The organism is Marinobacter sp. EN3, from assembly GCF_000475315.1.
GTDB classification, from domain to species: Bacteria; Pseudomonadota; Gammaproteobacteria; order Pseudomonadales; family Oleiphilaceae; genus Marinobacter; species Marinobacter nauticus.
The window spans coordinates 58,373-80,534 of sequence record NZ_AXCC01000027.1; the positions used below are offsets into that span (position 1 = coordinate 58,373).

Annotated in this window: 22 protein-coding genes; 4 read left to right on the plus strand and 18 right to left on the minus strand. The window is 58.6% G+C overall.

Annotated elements, in window-relative coordinates; all coding sequences use genetic code 11:
- Nucleotides 1–102: 102 nt before the first annotated feature.
- From Q675_RS29835 to Q675_RS29900, 14 genes are all read right to left on the minus strand, one after another.
- Nucleotides 103–1,092: a DUF368 domain-containing protein gene (locus tag Q675_RS29835; RefSeq protein WP_023011373.1), complete on the minus strand. Its 990-nt coding sequence runs from the start codon at nucleotides 1,090–1,092 to the stop codon at nucleotides 103–105.
- Nucleotides 1,092–1,748, minus strand: coding sequence for a protein-L-isoaspartate(D-aspartate) O-methyltransferase (locus Q675_RS29840; protein ID WP_014421914.1), 657 nt, complete (start codon nucleotides 1,746–1,748; stop codon nucleotides 1,092–1,094). The genes Q675_RS29835 and Q675_RS29840 overlap by 1 nt, the downstream gene beginning before the upstream one ends.
- Nucleotides 1,745–2,515: a 5'/3'-nucleotidase SurE gene (gene surE, locus Q675_RS29845; RefSeq protein ID WP_014421915.1), complete on the minus strand. Its 771-nt coding sequence runs from the start codon at nucleotides 2,513–2,515 to the stop codon at nucleotides 1,745–1,747. Before surE ends, Q675_RS29840 begins: the two co-directional genes overlap by 4 nt.
- A gap of 20 nt (nucleotides 2,516–2,535) precedes the next feature.
- Nucleotides 2,536–3,591: a tRNA pseudouridine(13) synthase TruD gene (gene truD, locus Q675_RS29850; protein ID WP_014421916.1), complete on the minus strand. Its 1,056-nt coding sequence runs from the start codon at nucleotides 3,589–3,591 to the stop codon at nucleotides 2,536–2,538.
- Entirely contained in the window at nucleotides 3,588–4,067 is a 480-nt protein-coding gene (gene ispF, locus Q675_RS29855) for a 2-C-methyl-D-erythritol 2,4-cyclodiphosphate synthase (RefSeq protein ID WP_023007896.1), read from the minus strand. Before ispF ends, truD begins: the two co-directional genes overlap by 4 nt.
- Before the next feature lie 34 nt (nucleotides 4,068–4,101).
- The gene (gene ispD, locus Q675_RS29860; protein WP_023011374.1) at nucleotides 4,102–4,803 is read right to left on the minus strand and encodes a 2-C-methyl-D-erythritol 4-phosphate cytidylyltransferase; all 702 of its coding nucleotides are present in this window, start codon (nucleotides 4,801–4,803) and stop codon (nucleotides 4,102–4,104) included.
- 152 nt (nucleotides 4,804–4,955) lie between these two features.
- Complete coding sequence (locus Q675_RS29865) at nucleotides 4,956–5,228, minus strand: septum formation initiator family protein (RefSeq protein WP_011784438.1); 273 nt, start codon at nucleotides 5,226–5,228, stop codon at nucleotides 4,956–4,958.
- 199 nt (nucleotides 5,229–5,427) lie between these two features.
- Nucleotides 5,428–6,723 carry a phosphopyruvate hydratase gene (gene eno / locus Q675_RS29870; protein ID WP_022991692.1) on the minus strand — a complete coding sequence of 432 codons (1,296 nt, stop codon included), beginning with the start codon at nucleotides 6,721–6,723 and terminating at the stop codon, nucleotides 5,428–5,430.
- Between the two features lie 246 nt (nucleotides 6,724–6,969).
- Entirely contained in the window at nucleotides 6,970–7,815 is an 846-nt protein-coding gene (gene kdsA / locus Q675_RS29875) for a 3-deoxy-8-phosphooctulonate synthase (protein WP_011784436.1), read from the minus strand.
- 2 nt (nucleotides 7,816–7,817) lie between these two features.
- Nucleotides 7,818–9,446, minus strand: coding sequence for a CTP synthase (locus Q675_RS29880; RefSeq protein ID WP_011784435.1), 1,629 nt, complete (start codon nucleotides 9,444–9,446; stop codon nucleotides 7,818–7,820).
- Between the two features lie 88 nt (nucleotides 9,447–9,534).
- Nucleotides 9,535–10,872 (minus strand): tRNA lysidine(34) synthetase TilS, encoded by a 1,338-nt coding sequence (gene tilS, locus Q675_RS29885; protein WP_023011375.1) that lies wholly within the window; start codon nucleotides 10,870–10,872, stop codon nucleotides 9,535–9,537.
- Nucleotides 10,856–11,809 carry an acetyl-CoA carboxylase carboxyl transferase subunit alpha gene (gene accA, locus Q675_RS29890; RefSeq protein ID WP_011784433.1) on the minus strand — a complete coding sequence of 318 codons (954 nt, stop codon included), beginning with the start codon at nucleotides 11,807–11,809 and terminating at the stop codon, nucleotides 10,856–10,858. Before accA ends, tilS begins: the two co-directional genes overlap by 17 nt.
- A gap of 102 nt (nucleotides 11,810–11,911) precedes the next feature.
- Complete coding sequence (gene dnaE / locus Q675_RS29895) at nucleotides 11,912–15,394, minus strand: DNA polymerase III subunit alpha (protein ID WP_036193357.1); 3,483 nt, start codon at nucleotides 15,392–15,394, stop codon at nucleotides 11,912–11,914.
- A 2-nt stretch (nucleotides 15,395–15,396) separates the two neighbouring features.
- On the minus strand, nucleotides 15,397–15,873 hold the full coding sequence (locus Q675_RS29900; RefSeq protein WP_031211413.1) for a TlpA family protein disulfide reductase: 477 nt from the start codon (nucleotides 15,871–15,873) through the stop codon (nucleotides 15,397–15,399).
- Nucleotides 15,874–15,940: 67 nt separating this feature from the next.
- Here Q675_RS29900 and arsC point away from each other — a divergent pair, with 67 nt between their 5' ends.
- The 4 genes from arsC to Q675_RS29920 are packed head-to-tail and all read left to right on the plus strand — an operon-like array spanning nucleotide 15,941 to nucleotide 19,148.
- Nucleotides 15,941–16,294, plus strand: a complete 354-nt coding sequence (arsC, locus tag Q675_RS29905) for an arsenate reductase (glutaredoxin) (protein ID WP_023011378.1) — start codon at nucleotides 15,941–15,943, stop codon at nucleotides 16,292–16,294.
- Between the two features lie 15 nt (nucleotides 16,295–16,309).
- Nucleotides 16,310–16,921, plus strand: a complete 612-nt coding sequence (gene wrbA, locus Q675_RS29910) for an NAD(P)H:quinone oxidoreductase (protein ID WP_023011379.1) — start codon at nucleotides 16,310–16,312, stop codon at nucleotides 16,919–16,921.
- Nucleotides 16,922–16,956: 35 nt separating this feature from the next.
- Nucleotides 16,957–17,316: a DUF2069 domain-containing protein gene (locus Q675_RS29915; protein WP_014421925.1), complete on the plus strand. Its 360-nt coding sequence runs from the start codon at nucleotides 16,957–16,959 to the stop codon at nucleotides 17,314–17,316.
- Nucleotides 17,317–17,354: 38 nt separating this feature from the next.
- Complete coding sequence (locus tag Q675_RS29920) at nucleotides 17,355–19,148, plus strand: GspE/PulE family protein (RefSeq protein ID WP_413771517.1); 1,794 nt, start codon at nucleotides 17,355–17,357, stop codon at nucleotides 19,146–19,148.
- Between the two features lie 13 nt (nucleotides 19,149–19,161).
- On the opposite strand, the gene Q675_RS29925 is transcribed toward Q675_RS29920, so the two are convergent.
- From Q675_RS29925 to Q675_RS29940, 4 genes are read right to left on the minus strand one after another with little or no spacing between them, the layout of a single operon-like run.
- Complete coding sequence (locus Q675_RS29925) at nucleotides 19,162–20,223, minus strand: DUF3080 domain-containing protein (RefSeq protein ID WP_023011381.1); 1,062 nt, start codon at nucleotides 20,221–20,223, stop codon at nucleotides 19,162–19,164.
- Between the two features lie 10 nt (nucleotides 20,224–20,233).
- Entirely contained in the window at nucleotides 20,234–20,926 is a 693-nt protein-coding gene (mtnC, locus tag Q675_RS29930; protein ID WP_023011382.1) for an acireductone synthase, read from the minus strand.
- Nucleotides 20,926–21,483, minus strand: coding sequence for a 1,2-dihydroxy-3-keto-5-methylthiopentene dioxygenase (locus tag Q675_RS29935; RefSeq protein WP_023011383.1), 558 nt, complete (start codon nucleotides 21,481–21,483; stop codon nucleotides 20,926–20,928). The genes mtnC and Q675_RS29935 overlap by 1 nt, the downstream gene beginning before the upstream one ends.
- Nucleotides 21,480–22,106: a methylthioribulose 1-phosphate dehydratase gene (locus Q675_RS29940; RefSeq protein ID WP_014421930.1), complete on the minus strand. Its 627-nt coding sequence runs from the start codon at nucleotides 22,104–22,106 to the stop codon at nucleotides 21,480–21,482. Before Q675_RS29940 ends, Q675_RS29935 begins: the two co-directional genes overlap by 4 nt.
- Nucleotides 22,107–22,162: the final 56 nt, after the last annotated feature.

Consider the following 22,162-nt stretch of genomic DNA (forward strand, 5'->3'; position numbering starts at 1 on the left):
TAATATATTGCACGATTATCGGGCAATTCCAAGTTACCCTGTGCACAGGATTGTTACCCTCGGGAACAGTCTTTTTGTGCGCCAGGTAACGCTTTCTCTTGCTCAGGCAGAACCACTCTCCGCAGGCGTTGCCTTTTTGCCGACCAATTCAATCACTAATACCAACGCCAGCCCGAGCGCCGCCATTAACACCGCCAGCAGAATCTGGGGATCCTGCCCGTAAAGCGTTGTCCAGGTTTCCGGTGTCACCGGGGTCTGGCTCAACGGTACCTGATGCCCGGCACTGTTGGTACGCCAGCTGAGGGTTTCCTGCCAGGGCCAAACCTTACTCAAGGCGCCCACCATAAAGCCGGTGAGCAGCGCTAACACAGTGTCGTGAAAATGCCGAAAGGCCAGCGTAATCAGGCGCGCAACCGACAACAACCCAATCAGGCAACCCAGCACAAACAGCCCCAGATGGATCAGTTCAAGATTTTTGATCGCGGCAAGAACGGGGGCGTACATGCCGATAATCAACAGCAGGAAGCTGCCAGAGATTCCGGGCAGAATCATGGCGCAGATGGCCAGCGCGCCAGCTCCAAGGAAGGCAATACCCGTGGGCGCAAGTTCACTGGCCGGCAAGGTCGTCACCCACCAGGCAAAGACAGCCCCCGCCACAAACGGCACGAGCAAACCGGCCCGAGGGCGCTGGATCTGCTGACCAACATGCCAGACCGAGGCCACGATCAAACCGAAAAAGAAGCTCCATATCAGAACCGGCTGGGTTTCGAGCAACCAGGTAATAACAGAGGCCAGACTGGCAACACTCGAGACAATCCCCGCCAGCAGGCACACCAGAAATGTTCCGTCGATGGCTCGCCAGAAGCCGGCCACATTACCCCGCACCAGTTGGCGCACAAAGGCTACGGGCGCGGCACTGATGGCCTCCAGCAAGCGGAAGTAGATACCGGTGATGAAGGCAATGGTGCCACCGGAAACACCTGGCACAATATCCGCGGCACCCATCGCCATGCCCCTCAGAAATATCGCAGGCAGGCGGTGATGATACTCAGTCTGGTTTTGGTCTGTTTCCGACACCGACGGTTCTGACATTAACGGATAACTCCCCCCAACAAAGGCACAAAATGCACCGGTTCAAGGTTGTGGCGCTCAAAGCGATTGCCTTTGCGGATAATCTCAACCAACACCTGATTCTCTTCCCCCACCGGGGCTATCAGCACGCCACCATCGGCCAGCTGATCCAGCAGTTCTCTGGGAACTTCCACCGGGGCTGCCGTTACGATGATGCCATCGAAGGGCCCTCGTTCTGGCCAGCCCATACCACCATCCGCATGTTTAAGCAGGACATTGCGCACGTTTAACTGGCGCAGCCGGTCCCGGGCACGATCCTGGAGCGGGCGGATACGCTCAACACTGTAGATCTCGGGGAACAGTTGCGAAAGCACGGCCGTCTGGTAGCCGGAGCCGGTCCCCAGTTCCAGCACCCGTTGCGGCGCATGGGCCAGCAACAGCTCAGTCATCCGGGCGACGATGTAGGGTTGGGAAAGAGTCTGGCCATGCCCGATGGGCAGCGAGGTATCCTCGTAGGCCCGGTGTGACAACGCTTCATCCAGAAAGATATGCCGGGGCACCTGGCCAATCACCTCAAGCACCCGGTCAGACTCTATTCCCCCCTCACGCAGACGCTGCACCAGACGCATGCGCGTGCGCCGTGAGGTCATGCCGATGCCTTCGAGCTGGGCCGTCATGACTGACCTCCGGTAGTCATATCCAGACCGTCAACCCATTCCCTGAGGCCGGACAAGGCTTCGTGCCGGGTCATATCGATGTGCACCGGGGTGATGGACACATAGCCCTCACGCACCGCATGAAAATCCGTACCCGGGCCTGCATCTCCGCCCTGCCCCGCTGCCCCTATCCAGTATCTCTGCTTGCCTCTCGGGCAGGTCATCGGCACCGCACCCTCGGCCCGTTCACGGTGTCCCAGACGGGTCACGCGGAACCCGCTAAGCTGTTCCCAGGGCAGATCCGGCACATTTACATTGAGAATGGAACGGGGGCCCAGTTTCAGGGCCTGCTTGTACTCCAGCAACAGCCGCACTACCCGGGCAGCCGTGTCGTAATGGAAGTGGCCATTGTTGACCAGCGATACAGCAATGGCAGGCAGCCCCAGATGGCGCCCTTCTGTAGCAGCAGCCACTGTGCCCGAGTAGATGATGTCATCACCAAGATTGGCGTGGGTATTGATGCCCGACACCACCCGATCAAACGCCGTGTCGAACAAACCGTTAACGGCCAGGTGTACGCAATCTGTCGGCGTTCCGTCGACAGACCGGAAACCATTGGGGTGCTGCTCTACTGTAAGAGGTCGGTTCAGTGTCAGGGCATTACTGGCACCACTGTGATCCCGGTCCGGGGCAACAACTTCCAGCTCCCCGAGGCCCTTCAGACCCTCATACAGCGCCACCAGACCCGGCGAATGAACGCCATCGTCGTTGGACAACAGAATTCGCACAATTATCTCCGCTAGCCATACTACTTGTTATCACGGCTGAGGCTCAGGTCCTCAAGCTCGAAAAGGTCACCCAATACCGTTGTGGCATATTGCCCGGGCAACAACACAAACTGAATCCGCAGGGTGGTGGTATCCAGCCACTGCCATTTGAACTCTCCCGGGCGGGCTACCAGGGGGCGACGCTCCGGTTTCATGCGGGTGGACTGGAACAACCTGGTCAACTCCGGGCAGGCATCCACCACGCCACGCTCAAGGGATTCCTGCTCGCCCGAGGCCAGCGTACCGCCATCGCCCCACAGTGGTCCGGTTGGCCCGGCACCTGAGGGTTCCGGCTCTCCCGGCAACACCTCAGTCCAGGTTCGATTGCTGACCCGCTCCGCAAGTACCTGATTGAACAGCCAGGAACGTGCCGCCGAAAAGTACAATACGTTTTTCGACGCGCTTCTGCCAGCGCGTCCGCGCTTGCGATTGAGCCGTGAGGGATCAATCTGTACAGCACGGTCGAGATTCGCTCCCTGAAAACCGAACCGCTGGGGGCCAAAATAATTGGGGGCGCCCTGACTCGCCAACCGCGCAAGCCCGGCTTCCACAAGCTCGCGCTGGCCCGTCACATTGCGCAGCACAATCTCAAAACCATTGGCCTGATGATCGCCGCGCCTCAGTTTGCGGGAATGGCGAACCGCGGCCCGAACCGGCCAACGCTGGCCAACCTCTGCCATCAACGCCTGATCGTCCGCTTCCTGGCCAGGCCGATAAAGACTGAACCACTGAACCGTCACCGCATGCCGATCTTTCAGGCCACAGAAACCAACATCGAAAGAACGACAGCCCGCCAGTGCCGCCAGCTCCCGGGCGACGTACTCGGTATTGTCACCGGTTTTCTCCAGCCGCAGGCAAAGGTGCTCACCGTCGCCGGATACCTCAACCGGACCTGGCGCCGCGGCATCGTCCTCCCGCTCCGGCCAGAGCAACTCCGTAACCCGGAAATCCTCTGGCGACGTTTTCAGTTCAGCACGACCAACCCGGGCTCCGCCAGACACCGGCCAGTCCAACAGCCACTGAGAATCCTCACTCACTGGGAAACCGCCTCAAGCAGACACACCGCCTGACAGGCAATACCTTCCCCTCGCCCGGTAAAACCCAGCTTTTCTGTGGTGGTGGCTTTCACGCTCACCCGATTAGCAGGCACCCCCAGATCCTCGGCAATATTCATCCGCATCGCCTCTATATGGGGCGCCATTTTCGGCGCCTGGGCAATGATTGTGGAATCAATATTGGTAACCGCGTAGCCCTCATCCAGCACCCGCTGCATCACCCGCCGCAACAAATCCCGGCTGTCTGCGCCGGCCCACTCCTCGCTGGAATCCGGAAAGAAATGGCCAATATCACCCAGCGCCACCGCGCCCAACAGCGCATCCGCAAGCGCATGCAACAGAACATCCCCGTCCGAGTGCGCCTTCAGACCGTGGCTATGGGGAATTGTCACACCCCCAAGAATGACAGAATCGCCCTCACAGAAGGCATGGACATCAAAGCCCTGACCAATGCGCATGATCATCTCCGAAAACAGAACAGAATGCAGGGAATCACTGACGCCCGAGGATAAACTCCGCCAACGCCAGATCCGAGGGGACCGTAATTTTCAGATTATCCGGGCGCCCTTCCACCAGAACCGGCATGTTACCGGAAAACTCCATGGCAGAGGACTCATCCGTAATCGCCTGGCCACGTTCCAGACACAATGACAACGCCTGTTTTAACGCTCCGAACCGGAACATCTGCGGCGTCAACGCCCGCCACAACCTGCTCCGGTCAATGGTCTCACTCACCACCGGCAATGATCCGGCCTCGGCAAGCTTCAACGTATCCGCCACCGGCGCCGCCAGCAAACCACCCACCGGATGCTCAGACAAGGTCTCAATCAAACGGGACAGATCTTCAGAATGAACACAGGGCCGCGCCGCATCATGTACCAGCACCCAGTCATTATCCGCCGCCTGCCCCTCCAGGGCTACCAGAGCCGACAACACCGAATCCGCCCGTTCTTTGCCCCCGGTACAGGTCTGCACCCGATCATCCCTCGCCGACTCACTCTCCGGCCACCAATGGTCCTGCGGATTCAGTGGCACCATACAGCCTTTAAACGGGGCGTTGTCCAACAAACGGGACAGGGTGATGTCCAGGATAAAACGGTTATTGATCCTGAGGTATTGCTTGGGGCACTCGGCTTTCATGCGCTGGCCGATACCGGCGGCGGGGACAATAAGCCAAAAATCTGCATTTTTCATGGGACGGCACTTCAAAGGTCAGGTGAGCGTCGGGGAGTGTTCTCTCCGGGAATTTCGAAGGCCAGGGATGGCCTGAGAGAAGCGCACATGGATGTGCTTGTAGCGGTTCCCGGAGAGACACTCCCCGGCGCTCGCACCACTCAGGTCTGAAATCAATTTTCAACAACGAGAAAGAACGTCTCATCCTCACGAATCAGGCCAAGATTCATCCGGGCCCGCTCCTCAACGGCGCCCTGCTCATTGCGAAGATTCCGCACCTCCGCATAAAGCCGGTCATTCCGGGCCGCCAACTCGGCATTCTCTTCCCGCTGCTCGGCAATCGACTGCTCCAGGGCCCACACCTGCGCAAAACTGCCCTCCCCGATCCACAGGCGAACCTGCAGCAGGAGTATCAGCACTACCAGAATGGCCCAAAGCGATTTCATGCCGAATCCGTACAGAAAATGAACAACAAAATAAACGAGTCGAGGGTCAAGTATAGACCTTATAGTAGATTAGCAACAATTTTCTGTAAGTCACTGTACAAAAAGGCCATCGTGTCTGAATTTTCATTCAGAACGCGATGGCCTTAACATTTTGTTACCTGCCGGAATGGACCGGCAGGTCAGAAAACGTCGCTAATCCTCAACCCTGACCTTTGATTTCGCTCAGGCCACGGTATGGTGCCTTGCCTTCCAGCGCCTCTTCAATACGCAGCAGCTGGTTGTACTTGGCAACCCGGTCGGAACGACACAGAGAACCAGTTTTGATCTGGCCAGCACAGGTAGCTACGGCCAGATCCGCAATGGTGGTATCTTCGGTTTCACCGGAGCGGTGAGAAATGACCGCCGTGTAGCCAGCATCCTGAGCCATCTTGATGGCATCCAGAGTCTCGGTCAGGCTACCGATCTGATTGAACTTGATCAGAATGGAATTACCAATGCCCTTCTCGATACCCTGCTTCAGAATCTTGGTATTGGTGACAAAAAGGTCATCCCCGACCAGTTGAACCTTGCTGCCCAGTTTGTCGGTCAGCACTTTCCAGCCGTCCCAGTCGCTCTCGTCCATACCATCTTCGATGGACACAATCGGGTAACGGTCGCACAGGCCGGACAGGTAATCGGCAAAGCCTTCGGAATCGAAGCTCTTGCCTTCACCAGACAGCTGGTACTGGCCATCTTTGTAAAACTCGGAAGAGGCACAGTCCAGCGCCAGAGTGACGTCTTTGCCCAGTTCATAACCGGCTTTCTCGACGGCTTCCTTGATCGCCGCCAGGGCTGCTTCGTTGGACGGCAGGTTGGGGGCAAAGCCACCTTCGTCGCCTACGGCTGTGTTCAGGCCCTGGGCCTTCAGCACTTTCTTGAGGCTATGGAAGATTTCGGCACCAACGCGCAGGGCTTCACCGAAGCTGTTCACGGAGACCGGCTGGACCATGAATTCCTGGATGTCGACGTTGTTGTCGGCGTGCTCACCACCGTTGAGGATGTTCATCATCGGCACCGGCATGGAGAATTTGCCGGAGGTGCCGTTTACATCGGCGATGTGCTCATACAGAGGCTTGCCCAGGGAGATAGCTGCGGCTTTGGCAGCAGCCAGGGATACGGCCAGGATGGCGTTGGCGCCCAGGTTGGCTTTGTTTTCGGTGCCGTCCAGGTCGATCATGACCTGGTCCAGACTGCGCTGGTCGGCGGCATCTTTACCCAGCAGGGCGTCACGAATTCGACCGTTGATGGCTTCAACGGCTTTGCGAACACCTTTACCGAGGTAACGGGAGGCGTCACCATCGCGCAGTTCCAGAGCTTCGCGGGAACCGGTAGAGGCGCCGGACGGTGCGCAAGCGCGGCCCAGTGTGCCGTCTTCCAGGATGACGTCTGCTTCCACGGTGGGGTTACCACGTGAATCCAGAACCTCACGGGCTTTGATGTTGGCAATCTTGGTCATTCGGTTGATTCTCCAGATTTTATCTTTTAATCACTATACAAGCTTTGAATGATGGTGCCGGAGCGATCAACTGGAAGGGCCTGGCGAAAACCGCTACAAGCACATCCATGTGCGCTTCTCTCCGGCCATCCCTGGCCTCCGAAATTTTCGCCAGGCCCTTCCAGTCGCTCGCTCTCAAGGTTCACAGTATGCCGTCATTCCAAAAACAATGAGGCATGCGACCTGTCAAAATACCAACACCGCCAATCAGGCGGTGTCGATAGGTTTAAAGCTTTTTACCAGATCGTCGACAGCTTTCACTCGCTCAAGGAACGGTTCCAGCTGGCTCAGGCGCAAGGCGCAGGGGCCATCGCATCTGGCTTTGTCCGGGTCAGGGTGAGCCTCAAGGAACAGGCCAGCCAGGCCCTGAGACATTCCCGCCAGGGCCAGGTCGGTGACCTGGGCGCGACGCCCGCCGGCGGAGTCGGCCCGACCGCCCGGCATCTGCAGGGCGTGAGTGACGTCGAAGAACACCGGCACGTTCATCTGTTTCATGATGCCGAAGCCAAGCATGTCCACCACCAGGTTGTTGTAGCCGAAGCTGGTGCCTCGCTCGCAGAGGATAATCTGGTCGTTGCCGGCTTCTTCGCACTTGGTGATGATGTGCTTCATTTCCTGGGGTGCCAGGAACTGGGCTTTCTTAATGTTGATGACGGCGCCGGTTTTGGCCATGGCCACCACCAGGTCAGTCTGCCGGCTCAGGAAGGCGGGCAACTGGATGATGTCGCAGACTTCCGCCGCCGGGGCAGCCTGACCAGGCTCGTGCACGTCCGAGATGATGGGCACGCCGAATTTGCTTTTGATGTCGGCCAGGATCTGCAGCCCCTTCTCGAGGCCGGGGCCGCGGAAGGAGTTGACGGATGAGCGGTTGGCTTTGTCGAAGGACGCCTTGAATACGTACGGGATGCCCAGACGAGTGCAGACATCCACATACTTTTCCGCCACTTCAAACGCCAGTTCCCTGGACTCAAGCACGTTCATGCCGCCAAACAGCACAAACGGCCTATCGTTGGCGATCTCGATGCCCGAGACGTTCAGGTTGCTGCGCGCCATAATCAGGATCCTTTCTTGTTCGCCAGCGCGGCTTCAACAAAGCCCTTGAACAGCGGATGGCCGTCGCGGGGTGTTGAGGTAAATTCCGGGTGGAACTGGCAGGCAACAAACCAGGGATGATCGGGCGCTTCCACCACCTCAACCAACTTGCCATCGGCAGAGCGGCCGGAAATTTGCAGGCCTGCTTCTTCCAGCCTGGGCAGGAAATGGTTGTTGACTTCGTAACGGTGACGATGGCGCTCACGAATGGTCTTCTTGCCGTAACAGCCAACGATGGTGGAGCCTTCAGTCAGTACACAATCCTGGGCACCCAGACGCATGGTGCCGCCGAGGTCGGATTCTTCGGTGCGCTCTTCTTTTTCACCGGTGGCATCGAGCCATTCGGTGATCAGGCCGACAACCGGCTCCGGTGTGTGTTCACGGAATTCCGTGCTGTGGGCGTCTTTCAGGCCGGCCACGTTGCGGGCGTATTCGATAACCGCCACCTGCATACCCAGGCAGATGCCCAGATACGGCACCTTGTTTTCACGGGCGTACTGTACGGTGCGGATCTTGCCTTCCACGCCACGCTCACCAAAGCCACCGGGCACCAGAATAGCATCCGCGGATTCCAGCACGGAGGTGCCGTCGCGTTCGATGTCTTCGGAATCGATGTAGTTGATGTTGACCTTGGTGCGGGTCTTGATACCGGCGTGCAGCAGGGATTCGATCAGGGACTTGTAGGCGTCCAGCAGCTCCATGTATTTGCCGACCATGGCGATGGTGACTTCGTCCTGCGGATTCATCAGTGAATCCACAACCGCGTCCCATTCGCTCAGGTCTGCTTCACGGGCATCCAGGCCGAAGCGTTCGATAACCAGCTGGTCCAGACCGTATTCGTGCAGCATGCGCGGAATGGCGTAGATGGACCTGGCGTCCTGCATCGGGATGACCGCGCGCTCTTCCACGTTGGTGAACAGGGCAATCTTGCGACGGGAGCTGGCGTCTACTTCGTGCTCAGAGCGGCACAGCAGGATATCCGGCTGCAGGCCGATGGAGCGCATTTCTTTCACGGAATGCTGAGTCGGCTTGGTTTTGATCTCGCCGGCGGTAGCAATGTAAGGAACCAGCGTCAGGTGCATGAACAGTGCACGCTGGGAGCCTACTTCCACCTTCAGCTGACGGCAGGCTTCCAGGAACGGCAGGGATTCGATATCACCTACCGTGCCACCGACTTCAATCAGTGCCACGTCGGCACCCGCTGCGCCTTCCACCACACGGCGTTTGATTTCGTCGGTGATGTGCGGAATGACCTGAACGGTACCACCCAGATAATCGCCCCGACGCTCCTTGCGAATAACCTCTTCGTACACCCGGCCGGTGGTGAAGTTATTGCGTTTGGTCATTGGAGTGCGAATGAAACGCTCGTAGTGGCCAAGGTCGAGGTCGGTTTCCGCGCCATCTTCGGTGACGAAAACCTCACCGTGCTGGAACGGGCTCATGGTGCCGGGGTCCACGTTGATGTACGGGTCCAGCTTGAGAATGGTGACCTTCAGGCCGCGTGCCTCAAGGATGGCTGCCAGTGAGGCAGACGCAATACCTTTCCCCAATGAGGACACGACACCGCCGGTGACGAAAATATAACGCGTCATGCAGATTCCGTGATTATCTGGTTCGGTGAAGGAGGGAGATTATTCATCTCAAGATGGGACGCCAGACTACCAGAAAGCCCCTCTCTACTCAATCACAATCCCGCTCCACAATCAGCCGCCAGCCGGCGGCATGGGCGCCTCCGGAGTATTGTTCAGAACACCACAAATCGCCAATGGCAATCCATGCCTCTCCAGCCGCCGAGACCTCGTAAACCAGCGGCAGAGCCGCTCTCTCCCAGGGTGGCACGCCCTGCTCCTGCATCCAGGTTTTCAGCGGTCGGGAGGGTAAATTGCTGCCGAACCGGATTCGCTCGCCGCCCTGCCTCGTAGATACCCTTATTTCCGGGCAGGAAGATTCCGGTGTAGTGCTCAGCGAATCCGGAACCAGTTGAAGGGTCCACCACCCCCACTTCAATAACTGACCAGGCAACAAGGATCTGGGGGCTTCCGGAATCCGGACCTCAGCCACCAGGTACAGATGATCCCGATAACGGCGGATACAGAATCCGTTTCCAAGAATTTCCGGTGAGCGGTCCGGCCCGGCATGAATCAACTGGTCAAGTGCTGAGTCCCAGCCCGACAGCGCCGGAACCGGCAATCCCCGGCCATGAATCCACCAGCGCACCAGGTTCCGGCGTTCAATCTGCCCGAGCGCAGAGAAGGGGGCCAGCCGGATTCGACCTTTATCATCGCCGCAACTCTGCCATTGCAACTCCGCCAGCCGCTGACTCAGGGTTTCACTCTCGGCGCAGGCCCGAGCACTGTGAGCAACGCGCTTCAACAAACCCGGCCAACGCTGTTTAAGGCCCGGCATTACCGAGTGCCGCAGATAATTGCGGTCGTGTACTTCACTCTGGTTGCTGGGATCTTCTACCCAGCTTACCCCCTGCTCACGCGCCACCTGCTCCAATCGACTGCGGGATACGCCAAGCCAGGGCCGGTAGAGATGCCCCAACCCGAGCGACCGGGCGGCAGGCATTCCGGCCAGACCGTTTACGCCAGTACCACGCAGCAGCCGGAACAGAACCGTTTCCGCCTGGTCGTCTGCATGGTGTGCCATCAGCAGAAGGTCGTCGTCTTGCAGAACCTCCTTGAAGACCTCATAGCGCGCCGCCCTGGCCGAATCTTCGAGGCTCCCTACTGCGGTATCCACGGACACTCGACGCACTTCAAGTTCAACGCCCAATCCCTTACAGAGCTCCACACAGGCGCGTTCAGTCTGATCGTGATTGGACTGTAACTGATGATTGATATGCAACGCTCTGACGCGCGGATGGGCGGCCGCAACGACACGCAAAAGCAGGGATGAGTCCAGGCCGCCGCTCAAGGCGACCCAGAGTTCATCACAGGCGGGAAGTTTCTGAACCGGCCCGATCAGGTCTTCGGGCCAGGTATCCCGGCGAGCGGTGTTACCGCCCGCCGTCATAGCGGGTAAGACGCTCGTACCGGCGGGAAACCAGTTCATCCAGCGGCAATCGGCTCAGCTCAGCCACGCCCTGGGCCAGCGACGTCTTCAGGGTTTCCGCCATTTTTTCCGGATTACGGTGAGCGCCGCCCAGCGGCTCATCGATCACGTGATCAGCCACACCCAGCTCTTTCAGGCGATCGGCAGTAACGCCCATGGCCTCAGCCGCCTGAGCTGCGTACTCGGCGCTCTTCCAGAGGATGGAGGCACAGCCTTCCGGAGAAATAACGGCGTAGGTGGAGTACTGCAACATGTTGAGCTGGTCACAGACACCGATCGCCAGTGCGCCACCGGAACCACCCTCGCCGATCACGGTAGAGATAATCGGAGTTTTCAGTCTCGACATCACCGCGAGGTTGAATGCGATGGCTTCACTCTGTCCGCGCTCTTCGGCACCGATACCGGGATAAGCGCCCGGGGTATCGATAAAGGTCAGAATCGGCATTTTGAAACGTTCAGCCATTTCCATCAGGCGCAGAGCCTTGCGATAACCTTCCGGACGAGGCATCCCGAAGTTGCGCTTGACCTTGTCCCGCACTTCACGACCCTTCTGGTGGCCGATAATCATGACCGGCGTGTTATCGAGGCGAGCGGTGCCGCCAATGATCGACAGATCATCGGCGTAGCGTCGGTCACCATGCAGTTCGTCAAAATCCTCGAAGATCAGGTCAATATAATCCTGGGTATAGGGCCGGCGCGGGTGCCGGGCCAGACGGGCAATGTCCCAGGACTTAAGGTCGGAGAAGATCGACTCGGTCAGACTGATGCTCTTCTTTTTCAGGCGGCTGATTTCGTCGGTGATATTGATATCGGTGTCGTTACCCACCATGCGAAGCTCTTCAATCTTGGCTTCCAGGTCGGCGATCGGCTGTTCGAAATCCAGGTAGTTAGGGTTCATGATGTTCCATCATTTTATTGCCAGGCGGACCGAAACCCGCCAAAACCAGAATTTGGGACAAAGATAGCAGCGCTGCCGGCAAGGCTAAAGCGGACATTGGTCTTAATCATAGACCAGTTCCACAGACTGGTCGCCCACCAAGTGCTTCAGCTCGAACAACAGTGTGTCGTCTGGCTGTACCCGCCAGCTTTCACCCAGCTCAATACGGGTGCTGGCCTCGGCACTGCGGTACTCAATCCAGACCGGACTGCCTTCACTGCGAAACGGCCTGAGGGTATCGTCCAGCTTGTCCAGAAGTCCATTCTGCAACTGCTCTGAACGCAACGCCAGTTTGATACCCCGGCTGAACTGCTGACGGGCGGTCGCCACATCCATCACGCTGCTGACCCGCATTTTCATCTGGCCGGAGTAATCATCATGGCTGACCTGTCCTTCCACCACAATTACCTGATCCGACTGCAGTAACTCCCGGTTCTCGAAGAAGGCCTCGGAAAACAGGGTAGCCTCAATCCGGGCGCTGCGATCATCCAGAGTAATGAAGCACATGGTAGAGCCGGTCTTGGTCTTCATGGTGCGCTGGGCCACCACCAGCCCGGCCACCCGCTGGGGCGATTTGTTGGGCTTCAGATCGGCGATTGAGCAACGGACAAACCGACGCACTTCCCGTTCGTATTCATCAAAGGGATGGCCGGTAAGGTACAGGCCCAGAGTGTCCTTTTCGCCTTTCAGGCGCTCTTTCTCCGGCCACTCCCGAACGTGGGCAACGTCCGCATAGGTGTCTTCATCGTCGCCACCGCCCTCAAGCATTTCTCCGAACATGTCCACCATGCCGGCGGCATCGTTGCGGGACTGCTGGTCTGCCTGCTGGATGGCCTTGTCGATACTGGCCATCAGCTTGGCGCGATCGGCACCCAGTTTATCCATGGCGCCAGAGCGAATGAGGGCTTCCATGGCCCGCTTGTTGACCTTTTTCAGATCCACCCGGCGGCAGAAATCAAAGATATCCTGGAAGGGGCCTGCTTTGGCCGCTTCCACAATGCTCTCGATGGGACCTTCACCCAGGCCCTTGATTGCGCCCAGGCCGTACACAATCTGGCCCTGATCGTTAACGGTAAAGGTATAAGCGGACCGGCTGACGTCCGGCACCAGCAAGTCCAGCTTCATGTTGCGGCACTCTTCCACCAGCGTCACCACCTTGTCGGTGTTCTGCATATCGGCGGTGAGAACCGCAGCCATGAATTCGGCCGGATAGTGTGCTTTCAGCCACAGGGTCTGATACGACACCAGTGCGTATGCGGCAGAGTGGGATTTGTTGAAGCCGTAACCGGCGAATTTCTCCACCAGGTCAAAGATGTTTTCCGCCAGGGTCTTGTCGATGCCGTTGTTTTCACAACCGTCCAGGAAGATGGCTTTCTGCTTGGCCATTTCTTCCGGCTTTTTCTTACCCATGGCCCGGCGCAGCATGTCGGCGCCGCCAAGGGTATAGCCCGCCATCACCTGAGCGATCTGCATGACCTGCTCCTGGTACAGGATAACCCCGTAGGTGGGCTCCAGAACCGGCTTCAGGCCCTGATACTGGTAATCGGGATGCGGATAAGACAACGGCTGCCGACCGTGCTTCCGGTCGATAAAGTCGTCCACCATGCCGGACTGCAGCGGACCGGGCCGAAACAGGGCGACCAGGGCGATCATGTCTTCCAGGGAGTCCGGTTGCAGGCGGCGGATAAGGTCTTTCATACCCCGGGATTCCAACTGGAATACCGCCGTGGTCTCTGCCTTCTTGAGCATGTCAAAAGAGGGCTTGTCGTCCAGCGGAATCGCGCTGATGTCGAGCTCGCCTTCCCCACGCTGCTGCCGGCGCGGGTTGATCATGTTCAGTGCCCATTTGATGATGGTCAGGGTTCGCAGCCCCAGAAAGTCAAATTTCACCAGGCCGGCGTCTTCTACATCGCCCTTGTCGAACTGGGTCACCAGACTGCCGCCTTCGTCATCACAGTAAAGCGGCGAAAAATCGGTGATCTTGGTGGGTGCGATCACCACGCCCCCGGCGTGCTTGCCGGCGTTACGGCACACACCTTCCAGCTTCAGAGCCATCTCCCAGATTTCCTGGGCTTCTTCATCCTGCTCCAGAAATTCCTTGAGCTGCGGCTCCTGCTCGATCGCCTTGTTCAGGGTCATGCCCACTTCAAAGGGGATCAGTTTGGAGAGTTTGTCTGCCAGACCGTAGGATTTTCCCTGCACCCGGGCCACATCACGGACCACCGCCTTGGCGGCCATGGTACCGAAGGTAATAATCTGGGATACCGCTTCCCGGCCGTATTTCTGGGCGGTGTAGTCGATGACGCGGTCCCGGCCTTCCATGCAGAAGTCGACGTCGAAGTCAGGCATGGAGACCCGCTCCGGGTTAAGGAACCGCTCGAACAGCAGGTCGTATTCCAATGGATCCAGGTCCGTGATCAGCAGCGCATACGCCACCAGCGAGCCTGCACCGGAACCCCGGCCCGGCCCTACCGGAACGCCGTTGTTCTTGGCCCACTTGATGAAGTCCATTACGATCAGGAAGTAGCCGGGGAACCCCATCTGGATAATGATATCCAGCTCAAACTTCAGGCGCTTGTAATAGGCTTCACGCTTTTGATCATACTCCGGATCGTCCCTGCTCAGGGTCTTCGCCAGCCGGGCTTCCAGTCCTTCTTCCGACACATGGCGAAAATATTCGTCCATGGTCATACCGTCCGGAATGGGGTAATTAGGCAGAAAGTATTCGCCCATCCGGACCTTCACCGAACAGCGCCTGGCGATTTCCACGGTGTTTTCCACGGCTTCCGGAATGTCCGAGAACAGCTCGATCATTTCCTCGGCGCTGCGCAGATATTGCTGGTCGCTGAACCGACGATCCCGCCTGGGATCGTCCAGAGTCCGGCTTTCTCCGATGCAGACCCGGGCTTCGTGGGCTTCAAAATCATCCGCCTCAAGGAAGTGAACGTCATTGGTCGCCACCACCGGCAAACCGAGTTCAGCCGCCAACTCCACACTCATGTGCAGACAATCCTCGTCACCGGCCCGCCCTGTGCGCTGCAGCTCCAGGTAATAACTGTCGGGATAGAGGTTTCGCCAGTAGTCTGCACGCTCCCTGGCCAGTTCCGGCTTCCCGGCCAGCAAGGCCTTGCCAACGTCCCCCATCTTGGCGCCGGACAGCACAATCAGCCCCTTGGCACGGGATTCCAGCCAGGTTTTCTGGACAATCGGCTTGCCGTAGCGCTGACCTTCGGTATAGCCCTGGGAAATGATCTCCGTCAGGTTCAGGTAGCCATCGTTGTCTCGGGCCAGCAAGGTCAGCCGGAACGGGTTTTCGGGCTCATCCGGATTCTCCAGCCAGATATCGGCACCGATAATGGGCTTAACGCCCGCGCCCATGGCGGCCTTGTAGAAACGTACCAGTGAGCACATATTGGACTGTTCGGTCAGGCCAACCGCCGGCATGCCCAGTTCCGCGACCCGGCTGATCAGCGGTTTGACCCGGACCAGGCCATCCACCATGGAGTATTCGGAGTGAACGCGCAGGTGTACAAAGGTGTTTGCCATGGTCATTCGCCAATCAGTGCTCGGATGTCTTCTTCGGTCTGGGGCCCGAATCGGGCCTCAATCAGGGTGCCTTCAGGATCCACAACGAAAGTGGCAGGCAGCGCCATCGGCACCTGCCAACCGAACCCGGGCCCCGGATCAGAGGCCAGCATGGTAAATTCAATCTCCATACGTTCGCCGAGTTCAACCAGCGGCACACCCGTAACGCCATCAAAATTAACCCCAAGCACCGCAATATCCGGAGCCTTGTCCAACTCGTTCAGCTCGGGGATTTCCTCAAGGCAGGGTTTGCACCACTCCGCCCAGTAATTCACCAGTACCCATTGGCCGCGGTACTTGTCCCAGTTGGCCAGGGTGCCGTCGGCCCGTTCCAGCTCGATCTTTTCACAACCTGAGACCAACAATAACATCAGCATGAGTACCGGCCATGCCAGCCAACGTGCGCCACTACAAAAGAGCCCGGACTGAGGGTACTGCAAGGGTTATCCTCCTGTTAGACTAACGCCCCGGAAAAGTCTGCAATCAATAGGTTAAACGGCCACGACCATGACAGAAGCTACCCGTATTTTCCATAACCCCAGGTGCTCAAAATCACGCCAGACCCTGGAACTGTTGCAGCAAAAGGGCATCGAACCGGAGATTATACGCTACCTTGAGACGCCACCGACAGAGCAGGAACTTCTACACATTCTGGACCTGCTTGGTTGCGAACCCAGGGAGCTCATGCGAACCAAGGAAGCCGAATACCGGGAACAAGGGCTGGACAACCCGGATCTCAGCCGCGAAGCCCTGATACGTGCCATGGCAAACACACCGAAGCTGATTGAGCGCCCGATCGTACTGGCCAATGGCAAGGCTGCGGTCGGCCGGCCTCCAGAAAACGTACTGGACATTCTCTGACTACCAGGGCTACCCATGACAGAAACAACTCCCTATGTGCTGGTGCTCTACTACAGCCGCAACGGACAGACCGCCGAGATGGCCACCCAGATCGGCCGCGGCGTTGCCAGAGTGGCAGGCATTGAAGCGAGAATCCGTACGGTTCCGCCGGTTTCCCCGGATACTGCCGCCAGCCTGCCTCCGGTTCCGGATGCGGGAGCCCCCTATGCCACCAAAGCCGACCTGGCGGAGTGCGCGGGTCTCGCCCTGGGTAGCCCGACCCGCTTCGGGAACATGGCAGCGCCACTCAAGCACTTTCTGGACGGCACCGGCGACCTCTGGCTCAACGGTAAACTGGCCGGCAAACCGGCTGGTGCCTTTACCTCCACCGGCAGCCTGCACGGTGGCCAGGAAACCACCCTGCTGACCATGATGATGCCACTATTGCATCACGGCATGGTGCTGTGTGGCCTGCCCTACTCCGAAAGCGCGCTCAACGAGACCGCCACCGGTGGCACGCCGTATGGCCCCTCCCACTGGGCCGGAACAGGGGAACAGCAAGCCCTGAGTGACCATGAAAAAAACCTGTGCCAGGCCTTCGGTGAACGGCTTGCCAGACTGGCCATAAAACTGGCCAACCAGGCCTGACCAAACCCTCAAACAAACCACAATGCGGACCGCTCATGCTCCACAACGATAAAGCCAGAAACACCGCACGCCTGACCATCGCCCTTTACCTGGCCGTGCTCGCCACCCTGCTGGTCACTACGTTCTGGCCCGCGCCGGTCGAGGGCGTCTCCATACCGCTGATGCTGACCGTCAAACTCCTGCCGCTGCTGGCCTTTGCAGTGCCGGTCTTCCGCGGTCACAATCGGGGTTATATATGGCTGGCCTTTGTGGTGATCTTCTACTTCACTCAGGCCGTGGTTTCGGCCTGGCTGTCGGAGGGCGCGGCTGGCCCGGTGACACTGACTATTCTGACATTCCTGTTGTTTACCGTTGCCATGGTGCACCTCAAGGTCAATAGACCAGTCGCAAACTGATGCTGATGGCTCCCGGAGGCACATAGATGGCGAATGACATCGTGACCATGCCGGCACCGCCGCATCGCCAGACCCTGACCCTGAGGGACATCTGTTCAGCGCTGGTGGAAAGCGGCGAGATCGCCCAGCGAGATGCTGAAAAAGTACTGACGGCCAATCTCGGTGCCGCCTCGGGTGGCGGCCATACGCCACAACGACATCCTCTCGAGCTGGTGGCAATTGCCGCACTGACCAGCCAGCGGGACGGCCGAACTCTTGATCTGGAGCGGCTGACCCATTGGCTTGCCCATTGGGGTGGACAGGACTACTACCATATCGATCCGCTCAAGATCGACACGCCGGCCATCGCGCGGGTGATGTCCTACGCCTTCGCCCAGCGCCATGGCATTCTCGCGGTGGAGATCACCCCGGATGAAGTAGTGATTGCAAGCACCGAACCTTTCAAGCGGGAATGGGAAAGCAACCTCCGCCAGGCGGTACGCAAGGACATTCGCCGGGTGGTCGCCAATCCAGAGGATATCCGCCGTTACACGGTCGAGTTCTATCAACTGGCAAGCTCGGTCAGCAAGGCCAGTGGCGGCCAGTCGTCAAGCGGTACCGGCAATCAGAATTTCGAACAGTTGCTGGACCTCGGCGCCAGCGAGAATCCGGACGCCAACGACCAGCATGTAGTCAAAATTGTTGACTGGCTGCTGCAATATGCCTTCGAGCAACGAGCCTCCGACATTCATATAGAGCCCCGGCGCACGGTTACCCAGGTGCGGTTCCGGATCGACGGGGTACTGCACAACGTCTACGAATTCCCGGAACATGTTGGGGTGGCCGTGACCAGCCGCCTGAAAATCCTCGGGCGCCTGAACGTGGCCGAAAAACGTCGGCCCCAGGACGGCCGCATCAAAACCCGCAAACCCGACAACAGCGAAGTGGAGCTGCGCCTGGCCACCATGCCAACGGCGTTCGGCGAAAAAATGGTGATGCGGATTTTTGACCCGGAGGTACTGCTCAAATCCTTCGAGCAACTGGGCTTCAGCAAGGAAGACCGGGAACGCTGGCAAACCATGACCTCGCGGCCCCACGGTATCGTGCTGGTAACCGGGCCCACCGGTTCCGGTAAAACCACCACGCTGTATTCCACGCTCAAACAACTGGCATCTCCGGAGCTCAACATCTGCACCATTGAGGATCCGATCGAGATGGTGGAGCCCGCATTCAACCAGATGCAGGTGCAAACCAATATCGACCTGACCTTTGCCCACGGTGTGCGTGCCCTGCTGCGGCAGGACCCGGACATCATCATGATCGGTGAGATCCGGGATCTGGAAACGGCTGAAATGGCAGTGCAGGCAGCGCTAACCGGGCATCTGGTTCTCTCAACACTGCATACCAACGATGCCCCCAGCGCCATCACCCGCCTGATGGAGCTGGGCATTCCGCCCTATCTGATCCGGGCCACGGTACTCGGCGTGATGGCCCAGCGACTGGCGCGTACGCTCTGCCCGCACTGCAAGCAGCCCGGGGAGTCGGATGCTCACGCCTGGCAGACGCTGACCCGGCCGTGGAAGGCACTGCTGCCCCGGCAGTTCTACCAGCCGGTCGGCTGCCTGGAATGCCGGAACACCGGTTACATGGGCCGAGCCGGGGTATACGAGATTATGGCACTGTCAGACAAACTCACCCGCCAGATCACCGATCACTGCGAGCTGGAACAGCTTCGGCTGGATGCCTACAAAGAAGGCATGAAGTCACTGCGGCTCAATGGCGCCCAGAAAGTGGCCGCGGGACTGACCACGGTGGAGGAAATTCTGAGGGTAACGCCGGAAAGCCAACGTTGAGTAAAACGGACAATCAGGCGCCCGGACGAAGCCCGCACTGCCCCAACAGATCCTGCCAGTGCCGGGTATGGCGCATCATGGCCTGATCCAGTTCCTGCCAGAGGCTATTCTGGGTATCAGCCGCCAGATGACGCTGGTACCAGGGCGTAAAACTCTCTGGCATCACGGCTTGCTGCTGTCTGGCGAGTTCCTCAAAGCCCGCAATCAGCGAATCCCGTGCCCGGCTGACGTCACTCATGTACGGCTGGATTTTTCCGATATAGATACTGAAGAAGAAGTTCTGAACAATTTCCGACTGGTTATTGGGCTGGCCGTTGAGACACAGCGGCCTGCCCTCCAATCGAGTGCCGAGCAGCTCGGTGCCGGCATTCAGGGTGCTGATCAGCAAGCGCGCGCTGTTAATAGTCTGGCCCGCCAGCACATCCGCCTGCCAGCGCTGATGGATCTGGCCGAGATTCTCCAGGGAGATCTCGAGCTTCTGAGCCAGTAAGGCTTCCACCTGGCGGTTCAACTGCTGCAGATCCCGGACCAGATCCGACGCGGGATTGCCCGTTTCCGCCACCGGATAATAGCCTTTGGACAGTGTGAACTGGCGCTCCACCTCTTCGGTCCCCCAGGTGGCATTCCAGACCGCCAGCGGCAGACTGCCCCGTTTGCTTTCAATGGCGGATTCCAGAGCGTCTGTGAGCTCCTCGTCATCCACCTCGGGCAGACAGGCCTCCGCAGCTCGGATAAAACGAATCTCGTAGCGTAACTGATTGATGGGCTGCATCACCTTGCCCATCACGGAATTGCGTTCGCCCACCACATACTGGAGCTCGCAGCCGTAAAGCGACAGAAAATCCAGCATGCCCAGATCCAGCTCCGGCAGGGCAAGTATCCGCTCTCGCCGCCTGGGGGGAATGGAGCCGGCGGGCAGCTCGGCCCTGGGAACGGCCGCGGTATCGAGTACCCGGGCCAAACGTTCCAGGTACTCATCAGTGAGGGATTCAGCGTCTGAAAAGGGATTGCACCCGAGCAGGCTGAGTGTACACACAGCCGGTAACAGCCATGAATACCAGCGGCGCCCGGGCATGAATCACCTCCTATCGTTTGCGCAACAGCGCATCAACCTCCGAAAAATCCCTGGCCACGACCCGAGCGGTATCCGGCAGTTCGCCCTCTCGTACCAGCCAGGCGGTTTTCAGGCCCGCTTCCTCGGCCGCACGCAGCTCTTCCTCAACATCGGACAGAAACAGCACTGTGCCCGCGTCTACCCCCAGCTCCGCAAGAATGTTGCGATAGGACTGGGACTCCTTTTTGCCCCCGACGGCCGTGTCGAAATAACCAGAGAAGAAAACCGTGAAGTCGCCTTCATTGCTATGACCGAAGATCAGCTTCTGGGCCTTGACGGACCCGGAAGAATATACGAACAGTCTCAGGCCCCGATCATGCCAGCGCTGGAGATAATCCGCGGCATCCGGATAGATATGGCCTTTCAGTTCACCGCTGTGATACCCCTGCTCCCAGACCATGCCCTGCAGCGCCTTTAGTGAACCCTCCTTGCGGTCTTCGGCAATCCACCCTTGCAGTACATCGATGAGGCCATCGATGTCTTTCCGGTCGGTACCGCTGATCTCTGCCACCCGAGCCAGCTGTTCCGCCACCGCCGGCAAGGTTTGATGGTTGGCCCGGATAAACTCCGGCAAGTGCTCGCTGGCGTAGGGAAACAGGACATCGTGTACGAAGGAGATCGAACTGGTGGTGCCCTCGATGTCCGTCAGGATCACTCGAATCATCAGGCCCCTCCCGCCAGGCTCTCATAACGTGGCAGCCGGGAAGCGATATCCTCACCGGTAAAGCTCGCAACCCAGCCTTCCGGGTTGCTGAATAACCGGATACAGGTGAATTCAGGCTCCGGCCCCATATCAAACCAGTGCCGGGTGCCGTCAGGCACACTGATCAGGTCATTCTTCTCGCACAGCAGCGCGTATACCTGGTCACCGAAGTGCAGGTAAAACAACCCCTGACCACGAACGAAGAAGCGCACTTCGTCCTCGCTGTGGGTGTGCTCATCCAGAAACTTCTGCCGGAACGCGTCTTTCTGGGGATGATCCGCGGTCAGGCTGACCACGTCTGCGGTCTGAAATCCCCAATCCTGCTTGAGCCGTGCCACTTCGTCGGCATAGGCCTCAAGAATCTCCTCCTGGGTGGCGTCGGCCGGCAGATCACGGGTTGCCCAACGATCGAAATGCACACCGTGGGCACTCAGTTTATTCCGGATGGCGTCCGGGTCTGTTACGACCGTCAGGGCCTGCTCGGGCTGGTTCTGATGAAAAATGCTCAGGGTGGTCATCGGCGTACCCTCATGGTTTCGAGTTCACATTCAAAGAGAAATTCAAACGCTTCAATATGGCGCAGGCAATCGGCCATGGTGCGGCCCCAGGTGTAAAGACCATGGCCGCGGATAAGGTATCCAGGCTGTTCCGGGTGCCGCGCAAACCAGTCCCGGGTTTCCTCCGCCAGTGCCGGAATATCCTGGGTGTTGTCGAACACGGGAACAATCAGCTTACCCTCATGGGTTTGCACGCCATTGAAGGCTTTCTGTAATTCATAGCCTTCAAGCTCCAGTGCCTGCCCCGCCGGGATCAGGCGGCTAAGCACGGTAGCCTTGACCGAGTGGGTATGCAGAACGGCGCCAACCTCGGAATAAAGCTGATAGATCACCGTGTGCAGAAGGGTTTCTGCCGACGAGCGGCAATCGCTTTGCACCGCCTGGCCATGAAGATCCACCACCATGACGTCGCCTGCGCCCAACTGGCCCTTGTGCCGGCCAGATACCGTAATCGCCACATGGTCGCCATCGATACGGGCCGAATAATTACTGCTGGTGGCGGGCGACCAGCCGCGGTCGTAGAGAAAGCGGCCGGCCTCGACGATGGATTGGGCGGCGGTGGCGTAGCGGGTTACATCAAACACAGGCATCCTCCGGGTTGGTACGAGCCCTGCCCGGGCGCGAATCTGGCGCCATTATA